Origin of the sequence: Paraburkholderia caledonica (genome assembly GCF_000383275.1) — a bacterium.
Taxonomy (GTDB): domain Bacteria; phylum Pseudomonadota; class Gammaproteobacteria; order Burkholderiales; family Burkholderiaceae; genus Paraburkholderia; species Paraburkholderia caledonica.
Genome location: NZ_KB911047.1, coordinates 61546 through 79655 on the forward strand (window position 1 = coordinate 61546; position 18110 = coordinate 79655).

At 63.5% G+C, this 18110-nt stretch carries 21 protein-coding genes and 1 riboswitch; all 21 genes read left to right on the plus strand.

From position 1 onward, the window contains the following. The first annotated feature begins 24 nt into the window (after window positions 1–24). Window positions 25–148: riboswitch (TPP riboswitch) on the plus strand. Between the two features lie 218 nt (window positions 149–366). The 21 genes from H281_RS0128970 to hisA all read left to right on the plus strand — a co-directional run bounded on the left by H281_RS0128970 (window position 367) and on the right by hisA (window position 18059). Continuing rightward, the gene (locus H281_RS0128970; protein ID WP_020070629.1) at window positions 367–1497 is read left to right on the plus strand and encodes an FAD-dependent oxidoreductase; all 1131 of its coding nucleotides are present in this window, start codon (window positions 367–369) and stop codon (window positions 1495–1497) included. A gap of 71 nt (window positions 1498–1568) precedes the next feature. After that, a complete protein-coding gene (gene thiS / locus H281_RS0128975; RefSeq protein ID WP_020070630.1) occupies window positions 1569–1766 on the plus strand; it encodes a sulfur carrier protein ThiS in 198 nt (65 codons plus the stop codon). Between the two features lie 35 nt (window positions 1767–1801). Continuing rightward, the gene (locus H281_RS0128980; protein WP_027805043.1) at window positions 1802–2617 is read left to right on the plus strand and encodes a thiazole synthase; all 816 of its coding nucleotides are present in this window, start codon (window positions 1802–1804) and stop codon (window positions 2615–2617) included. Further along, complete coding sequence (thiE, locus tag H281_RS36195; RefSeq protein WP_020070632.1) at window positions 2614–3726, plus strand: thiamine phosphate synthase; 1113 nt, start codon at window positions 2614–2616, stop codon at window positions 3724–3726. The genes H281_RS0128980 and thiE overlap by 4 nt, the downstream gene beginning before the upstream one ends. Before the next feature lie 93 nt (window positions 3727–3819). Continuing rightward, window positions 3820–4641: an ABC transporter ATP-binding protein gene (locus tag H281_RS0128990; RefSeq protein WP_020070633.1), complete on the plus strand. Its 822-nt coding sequence runs from the start codon at window positions 3820–3822 to the stop codon at window positions 4639–4641. Window positions 4642–4649: 8 nt separating this feature from the next. After that, complete coding sequence (gene mlaE, locus H281_RS0128995; RefSeq protein WP_027805044.1) at window positions 4650–5417, plus strand: lipid asymmetry maintenance ABC transporter permease subunit MlaE; 768 nt, start codon at window positions 4650–4652, stop codon at window positions 5415–5417. Window positions 5418–5505: 88 nt separating this feature from the next. Beyond that, window positions 5506–6036: an outer membrane lipid asymmetry maintenance protein MlaD gene (mlaD, locus tag H281_RS0129000; RefSeq protein ID WP_027805045.1), complete on the plus strand. Its 531-nt coding sequence runs from the start codon at window positions 5506–5508 to the stop codon at window positions 6034–6036. Window positions 6037–6047: 11 nt separating this feature from the next. Then, window positions 6048–7103, plus strand: a complete 1056-nt coding sequence (locus H281_RS0129005) for an MlaA family lipoprotein (protein WP_027805046.1) — start codon at window positions 6048–6050, stop codon at window positions 7101–7103. A gap of 114 nt (window positions 7104–7217) precedes the next feature. Further along, window positions 7218–7850 carry an MlaC/ttg2D family ABC transporter substrate-binding protein gene (locus H281_RS0129010; RefSeq protein ID WP_020070637.1) on the plus strand — a complete coding sequence of 211 codons (633 nt, stop codon included), beginning with the start codon at window positions 7218–7220 and terminating at the stop codon, window positions 7848–7850. After that, window positions 7847–8140 carry an STAS domain-containing protein gene (locus H281_RS0129015; protein WP_020070638.1) on the plus strand — a complete coding sequence of 98 codons (294 nt, stop codon included), beginning with the start codon at window positions 7847–7849 and terminating at the stop codon, window positions 8138–8140. Before H281_RS0129010 ends, H281_RS0129015 begins: the two co-directional genes overlap by 4 nt. Before the next feature lie 195 nt (window positions 8141–8335). After that, window positions 8336–9268 (plus strand): ABC transporter ATP-binding protein, encoded by a 933-nt coding sequence (locus H281_RS0129020; protein ID WP_020070639.1) that lies wholly within the window; start codon window positions 8336–8338, stop codon window positions 9266–9268. Beyond that, complete coding sequence (locus H281_RS0129025; RefSeq protein ID WP_020070640.1) at window positions 9265–10029, plus strand: ABC transporter permease; 765 nt, start codon at window positions 9265–9267, stop codon at window positions 10027–10029. Before H281_RS0129020 ends, H281_RS0129025 begins: the two co-directional genes overlap by 4 nt. A 14-nt stretch (window positions 10030–10043) precedes the next feature. Continuing rightward, window positions 10044–10283, plus strand: coding sequence for a BolA family protein (locus tag H281_RS0129030; protein ID WP_006052280.1), 240 nt, complete (start codon window positions 10044–10046; stop codon window positions 10281–10283). Between the two features lie 111 nt (window positions 10284–10394). Next, window positions 10395–11657, plus strand: a complete 1263-nt coding sequence (gene murA, locus H281_RS0129035; protein ID WP_027805047.1) for a UDP-N-acetylglucosamine 1-carboxyvinyltransferase — start codon at window positions 10395–10397, stop codon at window positions 11655–11657. Then, on the plus strand, window positions 11654–12352 hold the full coding sequence (hisG, locus tag H281_RS0129040) for an ATP phosphoribosyltransferase (protein WP_020070642.1): 699 nt from the start codon (window positions 11654–11656) through the stop codon (window positions 12350–12352). The genes murA and hisG overlap by 4 nt, the downstream gene beginning before the upstream one ends. A 61-nt stretch (window positions 12353–12413) precedes the next feature. Then, entirely contained in the window at window positions 12414–13736 is a 1323-nt protein-coding gene (gene hisD / locus H281_RS0129045) for a histidinol dehydrogenase (protein WP_020070643.1), read from the plus strand. 317 nt (window positions 13737–14053) lie between these two features. Further along, window positions 14054–15124, plus strand: a complete 1071-nt coding sequence (gene hisC, locus H281_RS0129055; RefSeq protein WP_020070645.1) for a histidinol-phosphate transaminase — start codon at window positions 14054–14056, stop codon at window positions 15122–15124. Between the two features lie 70 nt (window positions 15125–15194). Then, window positions 15195–15782 carry an imidazoleglycerol-phosphate dehydratase HisB gene (hisB, locus tag H281_RS0129060; protein WP_015003873.1) on the plus strand — a complete coding sequence of 196 codons (588 nt, stop codon included), beginning with the start codon at window positions 15195–15197 and terminating at the stop codon, window positions 15780–15782. A gap of 51 nt (window positions 15783–15833) precedes the next feature. After that, window positions 15834–16454, plus strand: coding sequence for a MarC family protein (locus H281_RS0129065; RefSeq protein WP_020070646.1), 621 nt, complete (start codon window positions 15834–15836; stop codon window positions 16452–16454). Next, window positions 16451–17092, plus strand: a complete 642-nt coding sequence (gene hisH / locus H281_RS0129070) for an imidazole glycerol phosphate synthase subunit HisH (RefSeq protein WP_027805048.1) — start codon at window positions 16451–16453, stop codon at window positions 17090–17092. Before H281_RS0129065 ends, hisH begins: the two co-directional genes overlap by 4 nt. A gap of 214 nt (window positions 17093–17306) precedes the next feature. Continuing rightward, complete coding sequence (hisA, locus tag H281_RS0129075) at window positions 17307–18059, plus strand: 1-(5-phosphoribosyl)-5-[(5-phosphoribosylamino)methylideneamino]imidazole-4-carboxamide isomerase (RefSeq protein ID WP_020070648.1); 753 nt, start codon at window positions 17307–17309, stop codon at window positions 18057–18059. The last annotated feature ends 51 nt before the right edge of the window (window positions 18060–18110 follow it).

Sequence of the window (18110 nt, forward strand, 5' to 3'; positions counted from 1 at the left end):
GCGCCTTTTATGGTCTAATGACCTTCGACGAAACAGGGGTGCTTCGCACTTGAGCGGCGTGATTTTCACGCTGCGGCAGCGAGGCTGAGAGAGACCCTTTGCACCCGATCCGGGTAATACCGGCGCGGGAAGTTTCCGGAAGCAACCAGTCTTCCATTCCCCGCCGGGCGGCGTTCTTCATTGAAGCACGCTATTGCCTGGCCGGCCTTGCCCGCCGGTTTCGTCCTGGGTACGCGCTTCTTTTTGGCCGTACGGAAAGGACTCGATGACCGCCTATTCTTCAGTTATGTTTCTTGCTCCTTGTCACGTCGCCGGCGGCGTGCACTGCGTTGCCATTGCGCGTTGCATTGGATCGGAGTGCGCACGATGAGCCGCTCTGCACAACTCGATTTCGCGGTGCTCGGCGGCGGCCTGTGCGGGCGTCTCGTCGCGTGGCGGCTCGCCGGGCAAGGGCATCGCGTCGCGCTCTATGAGCGCGGCGACGCAGCCGGTTCGCAAGCCGCCGCGTGGGTCGCCGCAGCGATGCTGGCGCCGCTCGCCGAAGCCGCGAGTGCCGAACTTCTGATCACGCGATTGGGCGCGACCTCGCTCGATACCTGGCCGCAAGTGCTGGCCGAACTGCCCGAACCGGTGTTCTTTCAGCGCAATGGCACGCTCGTCGTCTGGCATCACGCGGATCGCACCGAGGCGCCGTTGTTCGAACGACGCGTGCGTTCGAACGCGCCGGCCGAATTGCTGGACGGCGGCTTCGTCACGCTGGCCGGCGCGCAGCTCGGTGCGGCCGAGCCGGCGCTGGCGGGACGCTTTAGTCAGGGGTGGCTCCTGCCGCGCGAAGGCCAGCTGGATAACCGCCAGGTGCTTCGCGCGCTTGCGGCAGGGCTTGCGCAACGCGGCGTTCAGACTCACTGGAATACACCTGTTAGCGACGCTGCGCTGCCGCCCGCGCGCGTCACGATCGACTGCCGCGGCCTCGGCGCCAAACCCGTGCTGCCGACGCTGCGCGGCATTCGCGGTGAGGTCGCACGCGTGCAAGCGCCAGGCATTAACCTGACGCGCCCGGTGCGGCTGCTGCATCCGCGTTATCCGCTCTACATTGCACCGAAGCAGGACGATCTCTACGTGATCGGCGCAACCGAGGTGGAAGGCGAGGACATGTCGCCCGTCAGCGTGCGTTCCGCACTGGAGCTTTTGAGCGCTGCGTTTTCCGTGCATCCGGGCTTTGGCGAGGCGCGCATTCTGGAGCTGAATTCGCAGTGCCGCCCGACTTTGCCCGATCATCGGCCGGCATTGCTGTGGGACGGCGCGCAGACGCTGCGGGTGAACGGCCTTTACCGGCACGGCTACATGATCGTGCCCGAAGTCGCCGACGAAGCCGTGCGCTTCGCGACGGCGCTGCTGGACGGGCGCATCGGCAACGCCGACGCGTTCGCGGACTGGCAGCGCGGCGCGCGCTGGAGCGAGCTTTTCCAGCACGATTGTGCGCGGGAGCCGGCATGAGCGCCGAACCGTGCCGCAGTGCCGTCAGCACGCTTGTGCTTTAGCCATCGACTGAACCGTATTCGAACATCATGGACATTCACATTAACCAGAAGCCGCTGTCGCTGCCCGAAGGCGCGACTGTCGCTGATGCGCTCGCCGCTTACGGCGCGCGGCCGCCGTTCGCCGTCGCGCTCAACGGCGATTTCGTCGCACGCGCGCAGCACGCGGCGCGCGCGCTGCAACCGGGCGACAAGCTCGATGTCGTGCAACCCGTGGCCGGCGGTTAACGCCGTCACGCATTGCAGGAGACCAGGACATGCAAATGACTACCCCACAGGCCGCCGACGCGCTCACGCTGTACGGCCAACCCTTCGCGAGCCGCGTGCTGCTTGGCACGTCGCGTTACCCGTCGCTGCAATCGCTGTCGGATTCCATCGACGCCGCCCGACCCGGCATGGTGACGGTCGCGCTGCGTCGGCAGATGAACGAAGGCGGCGCTGAAGCCGGCTTCTTCGATCTGCTCAAGCACCATGGCGTGCCGCTATTGCCCAATACGGCAGGGTGCCTGACCGTCGGCGAGGCCGTGGCGACCGCGCACATGGCGCGTGAAATCTTCGAAACCGAGTGGATCAAGCTCGAACTGATCGGCGACGACTACACGTTGCAACCCGATCCCGTCGGTCTGATCGAAGCGGCCGCGAAGCTCGTCAAAGACGGCTTCAAGGTGCTGCCGTATTGCACCGAAGACCTCGTGATCGGCCGCCGTCTGCTGGATGCCGGTTGCGAAGCGCTGATGCCGTGGGGCGCGCCGATCGGCACCGGCAAGGGTGTCATCAATCCGTACGGCTTGCGCGTGCTGCGCGAGCGGTTGCCGGACGTGCCGCTCATTGTCGACGCCGGGCTTGGCGTGCCGTCGCATGCGGCGCAGGTAATGGAATGGGGCTTTGACGGGGTGCTGTTGAACACGGCCGTGTCGCAGGCCACGCATCCGGACGCGATGGCCCGCGCGTTCGCGCTGGGCGTCGAAGCGGGCCGCCAGGCGTTTCTCGCGGGACCGATGGCCGAGCGCGAGAGCGCCCACGCGAGCACGCCGGTGGTCGGCATGCCGTTCTGGCATCAGGACGGGAGCGCTGCATGACGCAAACATTGGCTCTGAAAGACCGCGACCTGTTCTGGCCGCCCGCCGACGAACTCACCGAGGCGACCGAGCGCATCCGCGCGCGCCTTGGCGACTGGCCGCCTACCCACGCGCCGTGGCGTATCTGCCTGACCGCGCCCGACGAGCCGAACGGCGGCGATCTGATCGTACTCACCGATGCCGCGCGGCACGGGGGGCAGATGGCGCACTGGCTGGTAAAGGGCGCGGCGGTCGTCGAAGCCGCCGAGAACAAGGCCACGCTGCACCTGGGCGGCGAGAAATATCGCCTTGAAGGGCATCTCGCGGAAGACTGGATTCCCGCGCTGGCCGCATTTCTGGATTGCGGTTTCGATCCGCACGACGCGTTGGTGCTGGCGCTCGCGTGGCGCGACGGCGACGAAACCCTGACCAACGCCGCGGGTGACGCTTTCCCTTGCGATCTGGCCACTTTCCCTCGGCTCGCCGGTTTGCCACAAGCGCCGGCCCAGGCCTTTCCGCGCTGTCCGGAGCGGCTCGGTCTCTATCCGGTTCTGCCGAGCGCGGAGTGGGTCGAAAGGGTGGTCGGCTTTGGCGTGAAAACGGTGCAGCTACGCCGGAAGTCCGCCCATCCCGCCGACGAACTTCAGCGCGAAATCGCGCGTTGCGTTGCTGCGGGGCGCCAGCACGACGCGCAGGTTTTCATCAACGACCACTGGCAGGCCGCGCTCGATGCAGGCGCTTACGGCGTCCATCTCGGCCAGGAAGATGTGCATACCGCGGATCTGTCGGCGATCGCCGCGGCGGGTGTACGTCTCGGACTTTCAACGCACGGGTTCTACGAAATTCTGAAGGCGCTGCATTTCCGTCCTAGCTACATCGCGTTGGGCGCAGTGTTTCCGACCACGACCAAGGTGATGCCCACGGCGCCGCAGGGCCTCAAGCGCCTCGCCCGCTATGTCCGGCTGCTGGACGGCGTCGTGCCGCTGGTCGCGATCGGTGGGATTGACCTGCAGGTCCTGCCCGAGGTGCTCGCGACCGGCGTGGGGTGCGCCGCAGTGGTCCGCGCAGTCACAGAAGCCGCCGATCCCGCTGCTGCAGTTTCCGCACTGCAGCAAGGGTTTACGCGATAATCCCGATGAATCGTTAAGGGACAGGGCACCTCACGGCAACTTTTGCATGATGGCCCTATAATTCGGCCTTCCGTGTAAAAGGACTGTCAGTCAGTGTCTTCCCCCTCCGAGACCTTACTCGAGCTGCGCAATGTCGACTTCGGTTACGGCGACCGGCTCGTCCTGTCGAACCTGAACCTGCGCTTCAAGCGCGGTCAGGTCGTCGCGGTCATGGGCGGTTCGGGTTGCGGCAAGACCACGGTGCTCCGGCTGATCGGCGGTCTGGTGCGCGCGCAGCGTGGCGAGATCATGTTCGACGGCCAGAACGTCGGCGCGCAGACGCGCGAGGGCCTCTACGCGTTGCGCCGCAAGATGGGCATGTTGTTCCAGTTCGGCGCGCTGTTTACGGACATGTCGGTGTTCGAGAACGTCGCGTTTGCACTGCGTGAGCACACGGAGCTTCCCGAGGAATTGATTCGCGACCTCGTGCTGATGAAGCTCAACGCAGTCGGCCTGCGCGGCGCGCGCGATCTTCTGCCCTCGGAGATTTCGGGCGGCATGGCACGGCGGGTGGCGCTCGCACGCGCCATCGCCCTCGACCCCGAACTGATGATGTACGACGAGCCGTTCGCCGGCCTCGATCCCATCTCGCTCGGCATCACGGCGAATCTCATCCGGGCGCTCAATCAGGCGCTCGGCGCGACGTCCATCCTGGTGACGCACGACGTGCCGGAATCGTTCGCAATCGCCGATTACGTTTATTTCCTGGCCAACGGCGGCGTCCATGCCGAGGGCACACCCGCACAACTGCGTGCGTCCACGGACCCGACGGTGCGGCAGTTTATCGACGGCGCGCCAGACGGCCCGTTCAAATTTCACTATCCGAGCAAGACGCCGCTGGCGGCGGATTTCGGCGTCGGCGGAGGTCAGTCATGATCGGTTCACTGATCAGCTCGGTCGGCCGCTCGGTGCTCGACGGGCTCGGCACGGCCGGCTATGCGACACGCTTTTTCCTGCGACTCGTGCTCGAATTTTTCCCGCTGCTGCGCCGCCCGCGTCTTGTCACGAAGCAGATCCACTTCGTAGGTAATTATTCGCTGGTGATCATCGCGGTTTCGGGGCTGTTCGTCGGCTTCGTGCTCGGCCTGCAGGGTTACTACACGTTGAATCGCTACGGCTCCGAGCAAGCGCTTGGGCTGCTGGTCGCGCTATCGCTCGTGCGCGAACTCGGGCCGGTCGTCACGGCGCTGCTGTTCGCCGGTCGCGCGGGCACCTCGCTCACTGCTGAAATCGGCCTGATGAAGGCCGGCGAACAACTGACCGCGATGGAAATGATGGCGGTCGACCCGGTCAAGGTCGTGGTCGCGCCGCGCCTGTGGGCAGGCATCATTGCCATGCCGATTCTCGCCGCGATTTTCAGCGCGGTCGGCATTGCGGGCGGCTATGTGGTCGGCGTGCTGCTGATCGGTGTGGACGCCGGTGCGTTCTGGTCGCAAATGCAAGGCGGCGTGGATGTCTGGCGCGACGTGGGCGCGGGTGTCGTCAAGAGCGTGGTGTTCGGTCTCGCGGTGACGTTCGTGGCGCTCTTTCAGGGCTATGAAGCCAAGCCGACGCCGGAAGGCGTGTCGCGCGCCACGACGAAGACTGTCGTGTACGCGTCGCTTGCGGTGCTCGGCCTCGATTTTCTGCTGACCGCGCTGATGTTCAGCTAAGACTGCGCTGCATGTTTTCCGCTGCGGCGCGTCAGTGGCCGCGCGCAGCGGAGTAACGGCGGCGCGGCAGATTCACTTTGGGATGACGATGAAAAAGACTGCTCTCGACTTCTGGGTCGGCCTGTTCGTGGTGCTGGGTTTTGTGGCGTTGCTGTTCCTCGCGCTCAAGGCCGGCAACATGAGCTCGCTGTCGTTCCAGGCGACCTACCCGGTTAAGCTGAAGTTCGACAATATCGGCGGATTGAAGGCGCGCGCGCCCGTAAAGAGCGCGGGCGTCACAGTTGGCCGCGTCGCCTCGATTGGCTTTGACAGCAATGCCTATCAGGCGGTCGTCACTATCGACATCGACAAGCAATACCAGTTTCCGAAAGATACGTCGGCAAAGATCCTGACCTCGGGTCTTCTCGGCGAGCAATACATTGGCCTGGAGCCAGGCGGCGACTCCGAGATGCTTAAAGCCGGCGACACGATTTCGATGACGCAATCGGCAATCGTGCTCGAAAACCTGATCGGGCAGTTCCTCTATAGCAAAGCGGCTGATTCGGGCGCGTCGAAGCCGGGCGCGGCATCCGCGGCGCCTGCGGCGGCCTTGCCTGCTTCCGGCTCCGCCGGTCAATAAGGAGAACAATAATGCAGACCTCACACGCTGGGAGCGCTGGCGCCTTCCGGGTGGCCAAACTGGCCGTCGCCGCCGCGCTGCTCGCCGGCTGTACCACGGTGCAGACGCCCACCAAGGGCGATCCGCTCGAAGGCTTGAACCGCACCATCTTCACGGTCAACGACAAGCTGGACCAGTACGCGCTAAAGCCGGTCGCCAAGGGTTACGTATTCATCACGCCGCAGCCGATTCGCGACAGCGTGACTAACTTCTTCTCGAACATCGGCGACGTCTACATCGCGGCGAACAACCTGCTGCAGCTGAAGATCACCGACGGCGTGCAGGACATCATGCGGATCGTGATCAACACGATCTTCGGTGTCGGCGGTCTGTTCGACGTAGCGACGCTTGCCAAGCTGCCGAAGCACGACAACGACCTCGGCCTGACGCTCGGCCACTATGGCGTGCCGGCAGGTCCGTACCTGGTGCTGCCGCTGTTCGGGCCGAGCACGGTGCGCGACGCGGTGGGTTCCATCGGCAACTACTATGTGAACCCGCTTAGCTATGTGGATCCGGCGGGTTTGAGCTGGGCGCTGTACGGCCTCAACATTGTCAATACGCGCGCGAATCTGCTTAACGCGAGCGATGTGCTGGAAGGCGCCGCGCTCGACAAGTATTCGTTCGTGCGTAACGCGTATTTGCAGCGTCGTCAGTATCTGTTGTCGGACGGCAAGCAGTCGCAGGCGTTGCCGAACTATGGCGACGAAGCGCCGCTGCCGAAATACGAAGACGTCGACGGCACGGCCGCCGGTGCGCCGGCAGGCGCGGTGACGGGAACGGCGGGCGCGGCTGGAACGAACAGTGCTGCCGCAAAGGCGTCGGCCGCGTCGGGTGCGAGCGCCGCGACGCCGCCTCAAGCCGCTTCGGGAACCGGAACGGCCAACAACGCCACGGCGCCCGAGTCCGCTTCGGGCAGCTCGGAAACGCCGCCGCTCGATTTGAACGGCGGCCCCGAAACCACGCAGATCCCGGCGGGACAGCTTGTGCCGCCCACACGGTTCAACATCCCGTCATTCAAATTGCGCTGACCGCGTGGCCGTAACAGATCGATACGACTCTCGCAGTTTGCGCATGGATTGCCGCTGAACTCGCGTGTTAATGTCGGTTCAAACGGTTGCACTATTTTTTACGCAAGGCTCGATATGAAAAAATTTTTCCTGATTCCGTTGTTTGCTGCGCTGTTCTCGTTCGCGAGTTTGGGTGCGTCTGCGCAGACCGTCGACAGTAGCGCGCCGGACGTTCTGGTCAAGACAGTCACGCAACAGGTGATCGACGCCGTGCGCGCCGACAAGTCGATCCAGCAGGGCGACATCTCGCACATCACGCAGCTCGTCAACCAGAAGATCCTGCCGTACACGGATTTCCGTCGCACCACGCAGCTGGCAATGGGCCGCAACTGGCGCACGGCGACGCCTGAGCAGCAGAACCAGGTCGTCGAGCAGTTCAAGATGCTGCTGATTCGCACGTACTCCGGCGCGCTTGCTCAGGTGCGCGACCAGCAGATCCAGTACAAGCCGTTCCGCATGAATCCTGACGACACCGACACGGTGGTTCGCTCCGTCGTGATGAACAACGGCTCGCCGATCCAGCTCGACTATCGTCTTTACAAGACGCCGCAAGGCTGGCGTGTCTATGACATCAACGTGCTCGGCGCGTGGCTGATCCAGGCGTATCAGCAGCAGTTCAACGAGCAGATCCAGCAGAAGGGCGTGGACGGGCTGATCCAGTTCCTCACGCAGCGCAACCAGCAACTCGCCGCGGGCAAGCAGTCGTGAGCGAAGTGCTGAGCCCCGTCGTCAATCGCTTTGCGAGCGGCACGACGCTGACCCACGCGAGCGCGAATGCCGCGCTTGCGGCGGGTCTCGAGCGGATTGCCGCGGGTGCGGGCGCTGTCGATTGCGCGCCGCTTACGCAGTTCGATTCGTCGGCGCTCGCCGTGCTCCTCGCATGGCAGCGAGCCGCTCAGGCTCGCGGCGCCGCCTTCCAGATCCTCAATTTGCCGGCTGGCCTTGCCAGTCTTGCGCAAGCCTACGGCGTTGATACGCTGCTGTCGGCGCGACATTGACGCTCTCCTGAAGCGTTCATCGCGCCGCTCCGCACTCCCCGCTACTGAGATAGGGCCTTTGCGTTTTGCCCTATAATCAAGCGTTTTTTGGGGCGCGGTTCGGACCGCCTAACCGGCCCCAATTCCGTTTCTTTCCCGCATTTGTGCGCCCGCCCAGGGCTCCTTTAAGCGCCGCGTCGCACGTGGCGCACTGTCATGTCAGCCATAGAAATTCGTAACGTCAAAAAGCGCTACAAGGACTTGCAGGCGCTCAAGGGCGTCAGCCTCTCGGTGGAAGAAGGCGAGTTCTTCGGGCTCCTCGGTCCGAACGGCGCGGGCAAGACAACGCTCATCAGCATTCTCGCTGGCCTCGCGCGCGCGGACGAAGGCAACATCGCCGTGCGCGGCCATGACGTGGTCGGCGACTTCCGCGCGGCTCGCCGCGCTCTCGGCGTGGTGCCGCAGGAACTGGTGTTCGATCCGTTCTTCACCGTGCGCGAAACGTTGCGTATCCAGTCCGGCTATTACGGGCTGCGCAACAACGACGCGTGGATCGACGAAATCATGGCCAATCTCGATCTCACCGACAAAGCCGACGCCAACATGCGCGCACTGTCGGGCGGCATGAAGCGCCGCGTGCTGGTCGCGCAGGCGCTGGTGCACCGCCCGCCGGTCATCGTGCTCGACGAACCGACCGCTGGCGTCGACGTCGAGTTGCGCCAGACGCTGTGGAAATTTATCTCGCGCCTGAATCGCGAAGGCCACACCATCGTGCTGACCACGCACTATCTGGAAGAGGCAGAGTCGCTGTGCGACCGCATCGCGATGCTGCGTCGCGGCGAAGTGGTAGCGCTCGATCGCACGAGCACCTTGCTGCAACGCTTCGCCGGCATGCAGTTGTTCGTGCGCTTCGCGCAAGGCGTGTTGCCGGCCGAACTGCGGCCGCTCGAAGCCGAGGGCGGCGCTGGCAACGGCAACGGCCGTCAGCACTTGCTGCGTCTCACGAGCTATGACGAGGTCGAGAAAATCCTCGCGCAATGCCGTGCGGCGGGTTGCACATTCGAAGAAATCGAGGTCCGCAAAGCCGACCTCGAAGACGTTTTCGTTCAGGTAATGAACGGTCCGGAAGTGATCGAGGGGCTCGCATGAGCGGCTATAGCGGTTTCGGCACGCTGTTCTACAAGGAAATTCTGCGCTTCTGGAAGGTGTCGTTCCAGACGGTGTTGGCGCCCATCATCACCGCGCTGCTCTATTTGACCATTTTCGGCCACGCATTGCGCGACCATGTGCAGGTCTATCCGGGCGTCGAATACACGAGCTTCCTGATTCCAGGCCTTGTGATGATGAGCGTGCTGCAAAACGCGTTTGCGAACAGTTCGTCGTCGCTGATCCAGTCGAAAATCACCGGTAATCTGGTGTTCGTGCTATTGCCGCCGTTGTCGCATTACGAGATGTTCGGTGCCTACGTCCTCGCGGCGGTCGCGCGTGGGCTTGCGGTCGGCTTCGGCGTGTTCATCGTCACGATCTGGTTCGTGCCGATCAGTTTCGTCGCGCCGCTCTATATCATTCTGTTTGCCATTTGCGGCGCTGCGATTCTCGGCACGCTCGGTCTGATCGCCGGTATCTGGGCCGAAAAGTTCGACCAGCTCGCCGCGTTCCAGAACTTTCTGATCATGCCGCTCACGTTTCTCTCGGGCGTGTTCTACTCCACACATACGCTGCCGCCGGTATGGCGCGAGGTGTCGCGGCTCAATCCTTTTTTCTACATGATCGACGGCTTTCGCTACGGTTTCTTCGGGATGTCGGATATCAATCCGCTCGCGAGCCTCGCGATTGTCGCCGGTTTCTTCGTGGTGCTGGCCGTGGTGGCGATGCGCATGCTCGCGTCCGGCTACAAGCTGCGCCACTGACTGGAGCTTTTCTCATGTTGCCGACTCCCGAACAGGTCAAGCAATACATCGCCGCTGGGCTCGCCTGCCAGCATCTCGAAGTCGAAGGCGACGGTCAGCATTTCTTTGCGACCATCGTTTCCCCGAGCTTCGAGGGCAAGCGGCTGATCCAGCGTCATCAACTCGTGTATGCGGCACTCGGTGACCGCATGCGCGAAGAAATCCACGCGCTCAGCATGAAAACGCTGACGCCCGCCGAATGGCAGAACGCGTAATCTGGAAATTTAGTGCGAATTACTCAGGAAGGGCGCGACGCCGGCAGCGGCGCGTCGAACACATTCAAAGCAGTCCCGGCTGAAGTCCGGGTCGATCAGGAACAGACAGGCATGGACAAACTCGTCATTGAAGGTGGCTACCCGCTGTCGGGTGAGGTCGTTGTCTCGGGCGCGAAGAACGCGGCGTTGCCGATCCTGTGTGCCAGTCTGCTGAGCGCGGAGCCGGTGGAACTGGATAACGTGCCGGATTTGCAGGACGTGCGCACGATGCTCAAGCTGCTCGGCCAGATGGGCGTGCGCATTGAAAGCGGCAACGGGCGCGTGTCGCTCGACGCATCGAAGGTGGATAACCTCGTCGCGCCGTATGAGATGGTGAAGACCATGCGCGCGTCGATCCTGGTGCTGGGCCCGCTGGTCGCGCGTTTTGGCCACGCGCGCGTGTCGCTGCCCGGCGGTTGCGCGATCGGCGCGCGCCCGGTGGATCAGCACATCAAGGGCCTGCAGGCCATGGGCGCCGAGATCACCATCGAGCACGGCTTTATCGAAGCGCGCGCGGAGCGCCTGAAGGGCGCGCGCATCATCACCGACATGATCACGGTGACCGGAACCGAAAACCTGCTGATGGCAGCGGTGCTTGCGGAAGGCGAGACGATCATCGAAAACGCGGCGCGCGAACCGGAAGTCGGCGACCTTGCGCATCTGCTCGTGCAGATGGGCGCGAAGATCGAGGGCATCGGCACTGACCGCCTCGTCATTCAGGGCGTGGACAAGCTGCACGGTGCAAGGCACACCGTTATTCCGGACCGGATCGAAGCCGGCACGTTCCTGTGCGCGGTGGCTGCGGCGGGCGGCGACGTTACGTTGCGCCATGTGCGTCCGCAGATTCTGGAAGCGGTGACCGACAAATTGCGCGAAGCCGGCGTGACAATCGAGGAAGGCGACGACTGGATGCGCGTTCGCATGGACAAGCGTCCGAATGCCGTGTCGTTCCGCACGTCCGAGTACCCGGCGTTTCCGACCGACATGCAGGCGCAGTTCATGGCGCTGAATACGGTGGCGGACGGCAAGGCGCAGGTTGTCGAAACGATCTTCGAAAATCGCTTCATGCACGTGCAGGAGTTGAACCGCCTCGGCGCCAACATCACAACGGACGGCAAGACCGCGCTCGTGACCGGCGTCGACAAGCTCTCGGGCGCCAAGGTGATGGCAACGGACCTGCGCGCGTCGGCCAGTCTCGTGATCGCTGCTTTGCGTGCGGAAGGTGAGACGCTGATCGACCGCATCTATCACCTCGACCGCGGCTACGACCGCATGGAAGCCAAGCTCAACGCGATTGGCGCAAAGGTCCGCCGCATCGCCGGGAGCCAGGCATGAGTTCGATGCCGCAAACGTCGAGCTCGCCAGCGGTCAGCGCACCGCTTACGCTTGCTTTGTCGAAGGGGCGTATCTTCGAGGAAACGCTGCCGCTACTGGCTGCAGCCGGTATCGAAGTAGCCGAAGATCCGGAGACCTCGCGCAAGCTGATTTTGCCGACTACCGACGCCAATCTGCGCGTGATCATCGTGCGAGCGACCGATGTGCCGACCTACGTGGAATACGGCGCGGCCGATTTCGGCGTGGCCGGCAAAGACGTATTGCTCGAACACGGCGGCAGCGGGCTGTATCAGCCGGTGGATCTGGACATCGCGCGCTGCCGTATGTCGGTCGCGGTCGCGGCGGGTTTCGATTACGCGAACGCGGTGCGCCAGGGCGCCCGCTTGCGCGTGGCGACCAAGTACGTCGAAACCGCACGTGAGCATTTTGCCGCCAAGGGTGTTCACGTCGACCTGATCAAGTTGTACGGTTCCATGGAACTGGCGCCGCTCGTCGGACTCGCGGACGCCATCGTCGATCTGGTCAGTTCGGGCAACACGTTGCGCGCCAACAATCTCGTGGAGGTCGAGGAGATCATGCAGATTTCATCGCGCCTCGTTGTGAACCAGGCGGCGCTGAAGCTCAAGCGCGCCGCATTGCGGCCGATTCTCGACGCGTTCGAACGCGCGACGAAAGCCGGTCTTGCCGCGGCCTGACAGGCGGATCGAGCCAGTTTGACTTTGCTCTAAAGCGCGCCTTACCGAAACGGATACCCGTATGTCTATCAAGATTCGCAAACTCGATTCCACTGCTCGCGACTTCCAGAAGTCACTGCATGCGGTGCTCGCGTTCGAGGCGAGCGAAGACGAAGCAATCGAGCGCTCGGTCGCGCAGATTCTCAGCGACGTCAAGGCGCGCGGCGACGCGGCGGTGCTCGAATACACGAACCGCTTCGACCGCCTGAGCGCAAACAGCGTTGCCGCGTTAGAGCTGCCGATGTCGGAACTCGAAGCGGCGCTCGAAGGTCTCGAGCCGAAGCGGCGCGCAGCGCTCGAAGCGGCGGCGGCGCGCGTGCGCGGCTATCACGAGAAGCAGAAAATCGAGTGCGGCAGCCATAGCTGGCAATACACGGAAGCCGACGGCACTGTGCTCGGCCAGAAGGTCACGCCGCTCGATCGCGCGGGTATCTACGTGCCGGGCGGCAAGGCAGCGTACCCGTCGTCGGTGCTGATGAATGCGATTCCGGCGCGCGTGGCCGGCGTGCGCGAAATCGTCATGGTGGTGCCCACGCCGGACGGCGTGAAGAACCCGCTCGTGCTGGCGGCGGCCCTGCTCGGCGGCGTGGATCGGGTATTCACGATTGGCGGCGCGCAGGCCGTCGGCGCGCTCGCGTACGGCACGCAAACCGTACCGGCTGTCGACAAGATTTGCGGTCCGGGCAATGCGTACGTGGCGTCGGCCAAGCGGCGCGTGTTCGGCACAGTCGGCATCGACATGATTGCGGGACCGTCGGAAATCCTCGTGCTGTGCGACGGTACGACCGACCCGCGTTGGGTCGCGATGGACCTGTTCTCGCAAGCCGAGCACGACGAGCTCGCGCAGTCCATTCTGCTGTGCCCGGACGATGCGTTCATCGGCCGCGTGAACGATGCGATCAACGAACTCTTGCCCACCATGCCGCGCCGGGACGTTATCCAGGCGTCGCTCGAAGGGCGCGGCGCGCTCATCAAGGTGCGCGATATGGCGGAGGCCTGCGCGATCGCCAACGACATCGCGCCGGAACACCTCGAAATCTCGGCGCTGGAGCCGCATCAGTGGGGGCAGTTGATCCGCCACGCGGGCGCGATTTTCCTCGGCCGCTATACGAGCGAGAGTCTCGGCGACTACTGCGCGGGGCCGAACCACGTTTTGCCCACGTCTCGCACCGCACGGTTCTCGTCGCCGTTGGGCGTCTACGATTTCTTCAAGCGCTCGAGCGTGATCGAAGTGAGCGCGGAAGGCGCGCAGACGCTTGGCGAGATTGCCGCCGAGCTGGCTTACGGCGAAGGCCTGCAGGCACACGCGCGCAGCGCCGAGTACCGGATGCGGCATAGCGGCTGAGCGCGGCTGGAGCGGCAAGGCGGCTACGCGAATGTGTTGACCGGCTGATCACAGCGAAGGCGAGCGGAGCGGCCCATGCAGCTCAAGCGCAAGGTGCCCCGAATCGCGAACAAGGCGGGAACGTTACGCAGCCAATGCATCGATGCGGCACGGTTCGCCGCTCCCCGAGCAACTCCCGCGCAACTCCCGTTGACGAACTCGTATCCAATAACGACAACGCAGACCAACCCGACGCGGCAAGCCGCTGCGAAACAAGGCGCGTCCGACGCGTTTCATGCGCCAGACGCGTGCGACACGCGCGGCCAGCCAACTGACCTATGACGACACCTCAAGACATCATCCGACGCGACGTGCTCGCGATGACGAGCTATCCCGTTGCAGACGCGACCGGCTACATCAAGCTCGACGCAATGGAAAACCCGTTTCCGCTGCCGCCGGTGCTGGCAGCGCATCTTGGCGAGCATCTGGCGGGCGTCGCGCTCAACCGTTATCCGGCGCCGCGCCCCGAAGCGCTGATAGAGAAAATCAAGCGCGTAATGGGCGTTCCGGCCGGCTGCGACGTGCTGCTCGGCAATGGCTCCGACGAGATCATCAGTATGGTGTCGATCGCGTGCGCGAAGCCGGGCGCGAAGGTGCTGGCACCGGTGCCGGGCTTCGTCATGTATCAGATGTCGGCGAAGCTCGCGAATCTGGAGTTCATCGGTGTGCCGCTGAACGCCGACTTCACGCTCGACACGGAAGCCATGCTCGCGGCAATCGCCGAACACGAGCCGGCGGTCGTCTATCTCGCCTACCCGAACAACCCCACGGGCACGTTATTCGACGATGCCGACATGGAGCGCATCATCGCCGCAGCGACGAAAAGTCTCGTGGTGATCGACGAAGCGTACCAGCCGTTCGCGCAGCGAAGCTGGCTGCCGCGCGCTGACGCGTTCGACAACGTCGTCGTGATGCGCACGGTGTCGAAGCTGGGCCTCGCCGGCATCCGTCTCGGTTATCTGGTCGGCAAGCCCGCCTGGCTAACCGAACTGGACAAGGTGCGCCCGCCCTACAACACCAACGTGTTGACCCAGGCCGCGGCGGACTTCCTGCTGGATCACGTCGACGTGCTCGACTCGCAAGCCGCGCAATTGCGCGACGAGCGCACGAAACTCGCTCAGGCCGTAGCCGAATTGCCGGGCGCCGAAGTGTTCCCCAGCGCCGGTAACTTCCTGCTGGTGCGTGTGCCCGATGCCTCGGTTCTGTTCGAAACCCTGCTCGCCGCGCGGGTTTTGATCAAAAACGTGAGTAAAATGCATGCACTGCTCGCTAATTGTGTGCGTTTGACCGTCGGTTCTCCCGAAGAAAACGCCCAATTGATCGCCGCGCTGAAACTCGTGCTGCACTGAGCGAGCGGCGACAAGCAGCCGCTCCCACCCCACACTACTATCGCTTCACAGCTAGATTCGAGGAATTACCATGCGCCTTGCGGAAGTCGTTCGCAATACCAGCGAAACGCAGATCCGTGTCAAGATCAATCTGGACGGCACCGGTCAGCAAAAGCTGGCCACCGGCGTGCCGTTTCTGGACCACATGCTCGACCAGATCGCACGGCATGGCCTGTTCGATCTCGACATCGAAGCGCATGGCGACCTGCACATCGACGACCACCATACTGTCGAAGACACCGGCATCACGCTCGGCCAGGCCGTGGCAAAAGCAATCGGCGACCGCAAGGGCATTCGCCGCTATGGCCACTCGTATGTGCCGCTCGACGAAGCGCTTTCGCGTGTCGTAATCGACTTCTCCGGCCGTCCGGGACTCGAATTTCATGTGCCGTTCACGCGCGCGCGCATCGGCACGTTCGACGTCGATCTGTCGATCGAATTTTTCCGCGGCTTCGTGAACCACGCGGGCGTCACGCTGCATATCGACAACCTGCGCGGCCTGAACGCTCACCATCAACTGGAAACGGTGTTCAAGGCTTTCGGTCGTGCGCTGCGCATGGCTGTCGAGCTTGACGAGCGCGCGGCGGGACAGATTCCGTCGACCAAGGGCAGTCTTTAAGCGACGCATTTACCAGGACCGGGGTCGCGCAATGCGCGCGCCCGGTGTTCAATGGATATTCTGAAGTCGTTTATCTCGCTGCTCGCGCTGATCAATCCGATCGGCGCCATTCCGTTTTTCATGAGCCTGACGGCGAATCAGAGCGACGTCGAGCGTCGCAGAACCATTCGGATCGCGGCGATCTCGGTGTTCTGCGTGATTGCGATAACCACGATGCTCGGGCAGCAGATCATCAGCTTCTTCGGCATTTCGGTCGGTTCGCTCGAGGTCGGCGGCGGGATCATCATGCTGCTGATGGCGATCAACATGCTGAACGCGCAGATCGGCAATAGCCGTTCGACGCCCGAAGAACGCCACGAGGCAGAGCAGAAGGACAACATCGCGGTCGTGCCGCTGGCGATTCCGCTGTTGACCGGCCCGGGCGCGATCAGCACCACGATCATTTATGCAGCCGGCTCGCCGCACTGGTACGACCGGATCAGCCTGATCGTGATCGGCGCGGTTCTGGCGGCGATCTGCTTTTTTTCGTTGCGTCTTGCCGAACCGATTGCCCGCTGGGTTGGTCGCACGGGTATCAACATCGGCACGCGGCTCATGGGTTTGATGTTATCGGCGCTGGCGGTGGAATTCATCGTCGATGGATTGAAGGCTTTGCTGCCTAACTTGAAATGAAAACTTCGATAGCGATTGTGGATTACGGAATGGGCAACTTGCGCTCGGTGGCGCAGGCCTTGCGCAAAGCCGCGCCGGAAGCGGACGTGGCGATCGTCGACAAGCCCGAAGCGATTCGCGCGGCCGACCGCGTGGTGTTGCCGGGCCAGGGCGCGATGCCCGATTGCATGCGCAGTCTCGCGGAGTCCGGCTTGCAGGAAGCAGTCGTGGAAGCGTCGCGCGTGAAGCCGCTGATGGGCGTCTGCGTCGGCGAACAGATGCTGTTCGACTGGAGTGCGGAGGGCGATACGCCAGGCCTCGGACTGTTGCCGGGCAAGGTGCTGCGTTTCGATCTGGAAGGCCAGGTGCAGGACGACGGCTCGCGCTTCAAGGTGCCGCAGATGGGCTGGAACCGCGTGCGTCAGGCGCTGCCGCATCCGCTGTGGGACGGCGTGGCGGACAACGCGTTCTTTTACTTCGTGCACAGCTACTACGTGGTGCCGGAAAATGCCGCGCATACGTCCGGCGAAACCGTGTACGGTGTGCCCTTTACCTCGGCGGTGGCGCGGGATAACATCTTCGCGACCCAATTTCACCCGGAAAAGAGCGCCGACGCGGGGCTGCGCGTGTATCGCAACTTCGTGCACTGGAACCCGTGAGCGCCTTTGCCCGTTCCGTTGCCGTGCACCGTTCCGCCACGAGCGGGACTGCTGCCGCGCGCCACAGCTTTTGCACCGTGATTTCGCGCGGCCCTGCCGGTACGCAAGGCCGCCGAAAGAGTTGTACTAAACTAGCGAGACGGCGTTCTGGCGAGCTGACCTACCAGCCGCTGCCGCCGACCTTCAACCCCTTCCCACACAACACCCGATTGCTATGCTGCTGATCCCCGCCATCGACCTGAAAGACGGTCAGTGTGTACGCCTCAAACAGGGCGACATGGACCAGGCGACGATATTCTCCGAGGAACCGGCGGCTATGGCCCGACATTGGGTCGAGCGCGGCGCGCGCCGTCTGCACCTCGTCGACCTGAATGGCGCGTTCGCCGGCAAGCCGAGGAACGAAGAAGCGATTCGCGCGATCATCGAGGAAGTGGGCGGCGAGATTCCCGTGCAGCTCGGCGGCGGCATCCGCGACCTGAATACGATTGAGCGCTATCTCGACGACGGTCTGGAGTACGTGATCATCGGCACCGCAGCGGTGAAGAATCCGGGCTTCTTGCAGGACGCGTGCACGGCGTTCGGCGGCCATATCATCGTCGGTCTGGACGCGAAAGACGGCAAGGTCGCGACCGACGGCTGGAGCAAGCTGACGGGCCACGAAGTCGCCGATCTCGCGCGCAAGTTCGAGGATTACGGCTGCGAGTCGATTATTTACACGGATATCGGCCGCGACGGCATGCTGCAAGGCATCAACATCGAAGCGACCGTGCGTCTTGCTCGCGCGGTGAAGATTCCGGTGATCGCGAGCGGCGGGCTGTCGAACCTGACCGACATCGAATCGCTGTGCGAAGTCGAAGACGAAGGGATCGAAGGCGTGATCTGCGGCCGGGCAATCTACTCGGGCGACCTCGACTTTGCGGCTGCGCAGACACTGGCGGACCGGCTGCGCGAATCAGACGACGCCTGAATCGTGGCGTCGGTATCGTCGCGACGCGACGGGCAGGTTTGACGCGTTCGC

Bases quoted from the DNA above. Each gene is read 5' to 3' on its own strand.
- H281_RS0129005 (WP_027805046.1), top strand. From the start codon at position 6,048: ATGCAGACCTCACACGCTGGGAGCGCTGGCGCCTTCCGGGTGGCCAAA.
- hisA (WP_020070648.1), top strand. From the start codon at position 17,307: ATGCTGCTGATCCCCGCCATCGACCTGAAAGACGGTCAGTGTGTACGC.
- murA (WP_027805047.1), top strand. From the start codon at position 10,395: ATGGACAAACTCGTCATTGAAGGTGGCTACCCGCTGTCGGGTGAGGTC.
- H281_RS0128970 (WP_020070629.1), top strand. From the start codon at position 367: ATGAGCCGCTCTGCACAACTCGATTTCGCGGTGCTCGGCGGCGGCCTG.
- thiE (WP_020070632.1), top strand. From the start codon at position 2,614: ATGACGCAAACATTGGCTCTGAAAGACCGCGACCTGTTCTGGCCGCCC.
- H281_RS0129010 (WP_020070637.1), top strand. From the start codon at position 7,218: ATGAAAAAATTTTTCCTGATTCCGTTGTTTGCTGCGCTGTTCTCGTTC.
- hisG (WP_020070642.1), top strand. From the start codon at position 11,654: ATGAGTTCGATGCCGCAAACGTCGAGCTCGCCAGCGGTCAGCGCACCG.
- H281_RS0128980 (WP_027805043.1), top strand. From the start codon at position 1,802: ATGACTACCCCACAGGCCGCCGACGCGCTCACGCTGTACGGCCAACCC.
- hisB (WP_015003873.1), top strand. From the start codon at position 15,195: ATGCGCCTTGCGGAAGTCGTTCGCAATACCAGCGAAACGCAGATCCGT.
- H281_RS0129020 (WP_020070639.1), top strand. From the start codon at position 8,336: ATGTCAGCCATAGAAATTCGTAACGTCAAAAAGCGCTACAAGGACTTG.
- thiS (WP_020070630.1), top strand. From the start codon at position 1,569: ATGGACATTCACATTAACCAGAAGCCGCTGTCGCTGCCCGAAGGCGCG.
- H281_RS0129030 (WP_006052280.1), top strand. From the start codon at position 10,044: ATGTTGCCGACTCCCGAACAGGTCAAGCAATACATCGCCGCTGGGCTC.
- H281_RS0129025 (WP_020070640.1), top strand. From the start codon at position 9,265: ATGAGCGGCTATAGCGGTTTCGGCACGCTGTTCTACAAGGAAATTCTG.
- H281_RS0129065 (WP_020070646.1), top strand. From the start codon at position 15,834: ATGGATATTCTGAAGTCGTTTATCTCGCTGCTCGCGCTGATCAATCCG.
- hisD (WP_020070643.1), top strand. From the start codon at position 12,414: ATGTCTATCAAGATTCGCAAACTCGATTCCACTGCTCGCGACTTCCAG.
- hisC (WP_020070645.1), top strand. From the start codon at position 14,054: ATGACGACACCTCAAGACATCATCCGACGCGACGTGCTCGCGATGACG.
- hisH (WP_027805048.1), top strand. From the start codon at position 16,451: ATGAAAACTTCGATAGCGATTGTGGATTACGGAATGGGCAACTTGCGC.
- mlaD (WP_027805045.1), top strand. From the start codon at position 5,506: ATGAAAAAGACTGCTCTCGACTTCTGGGTCGGCCTGTTCGTGGTGCTG.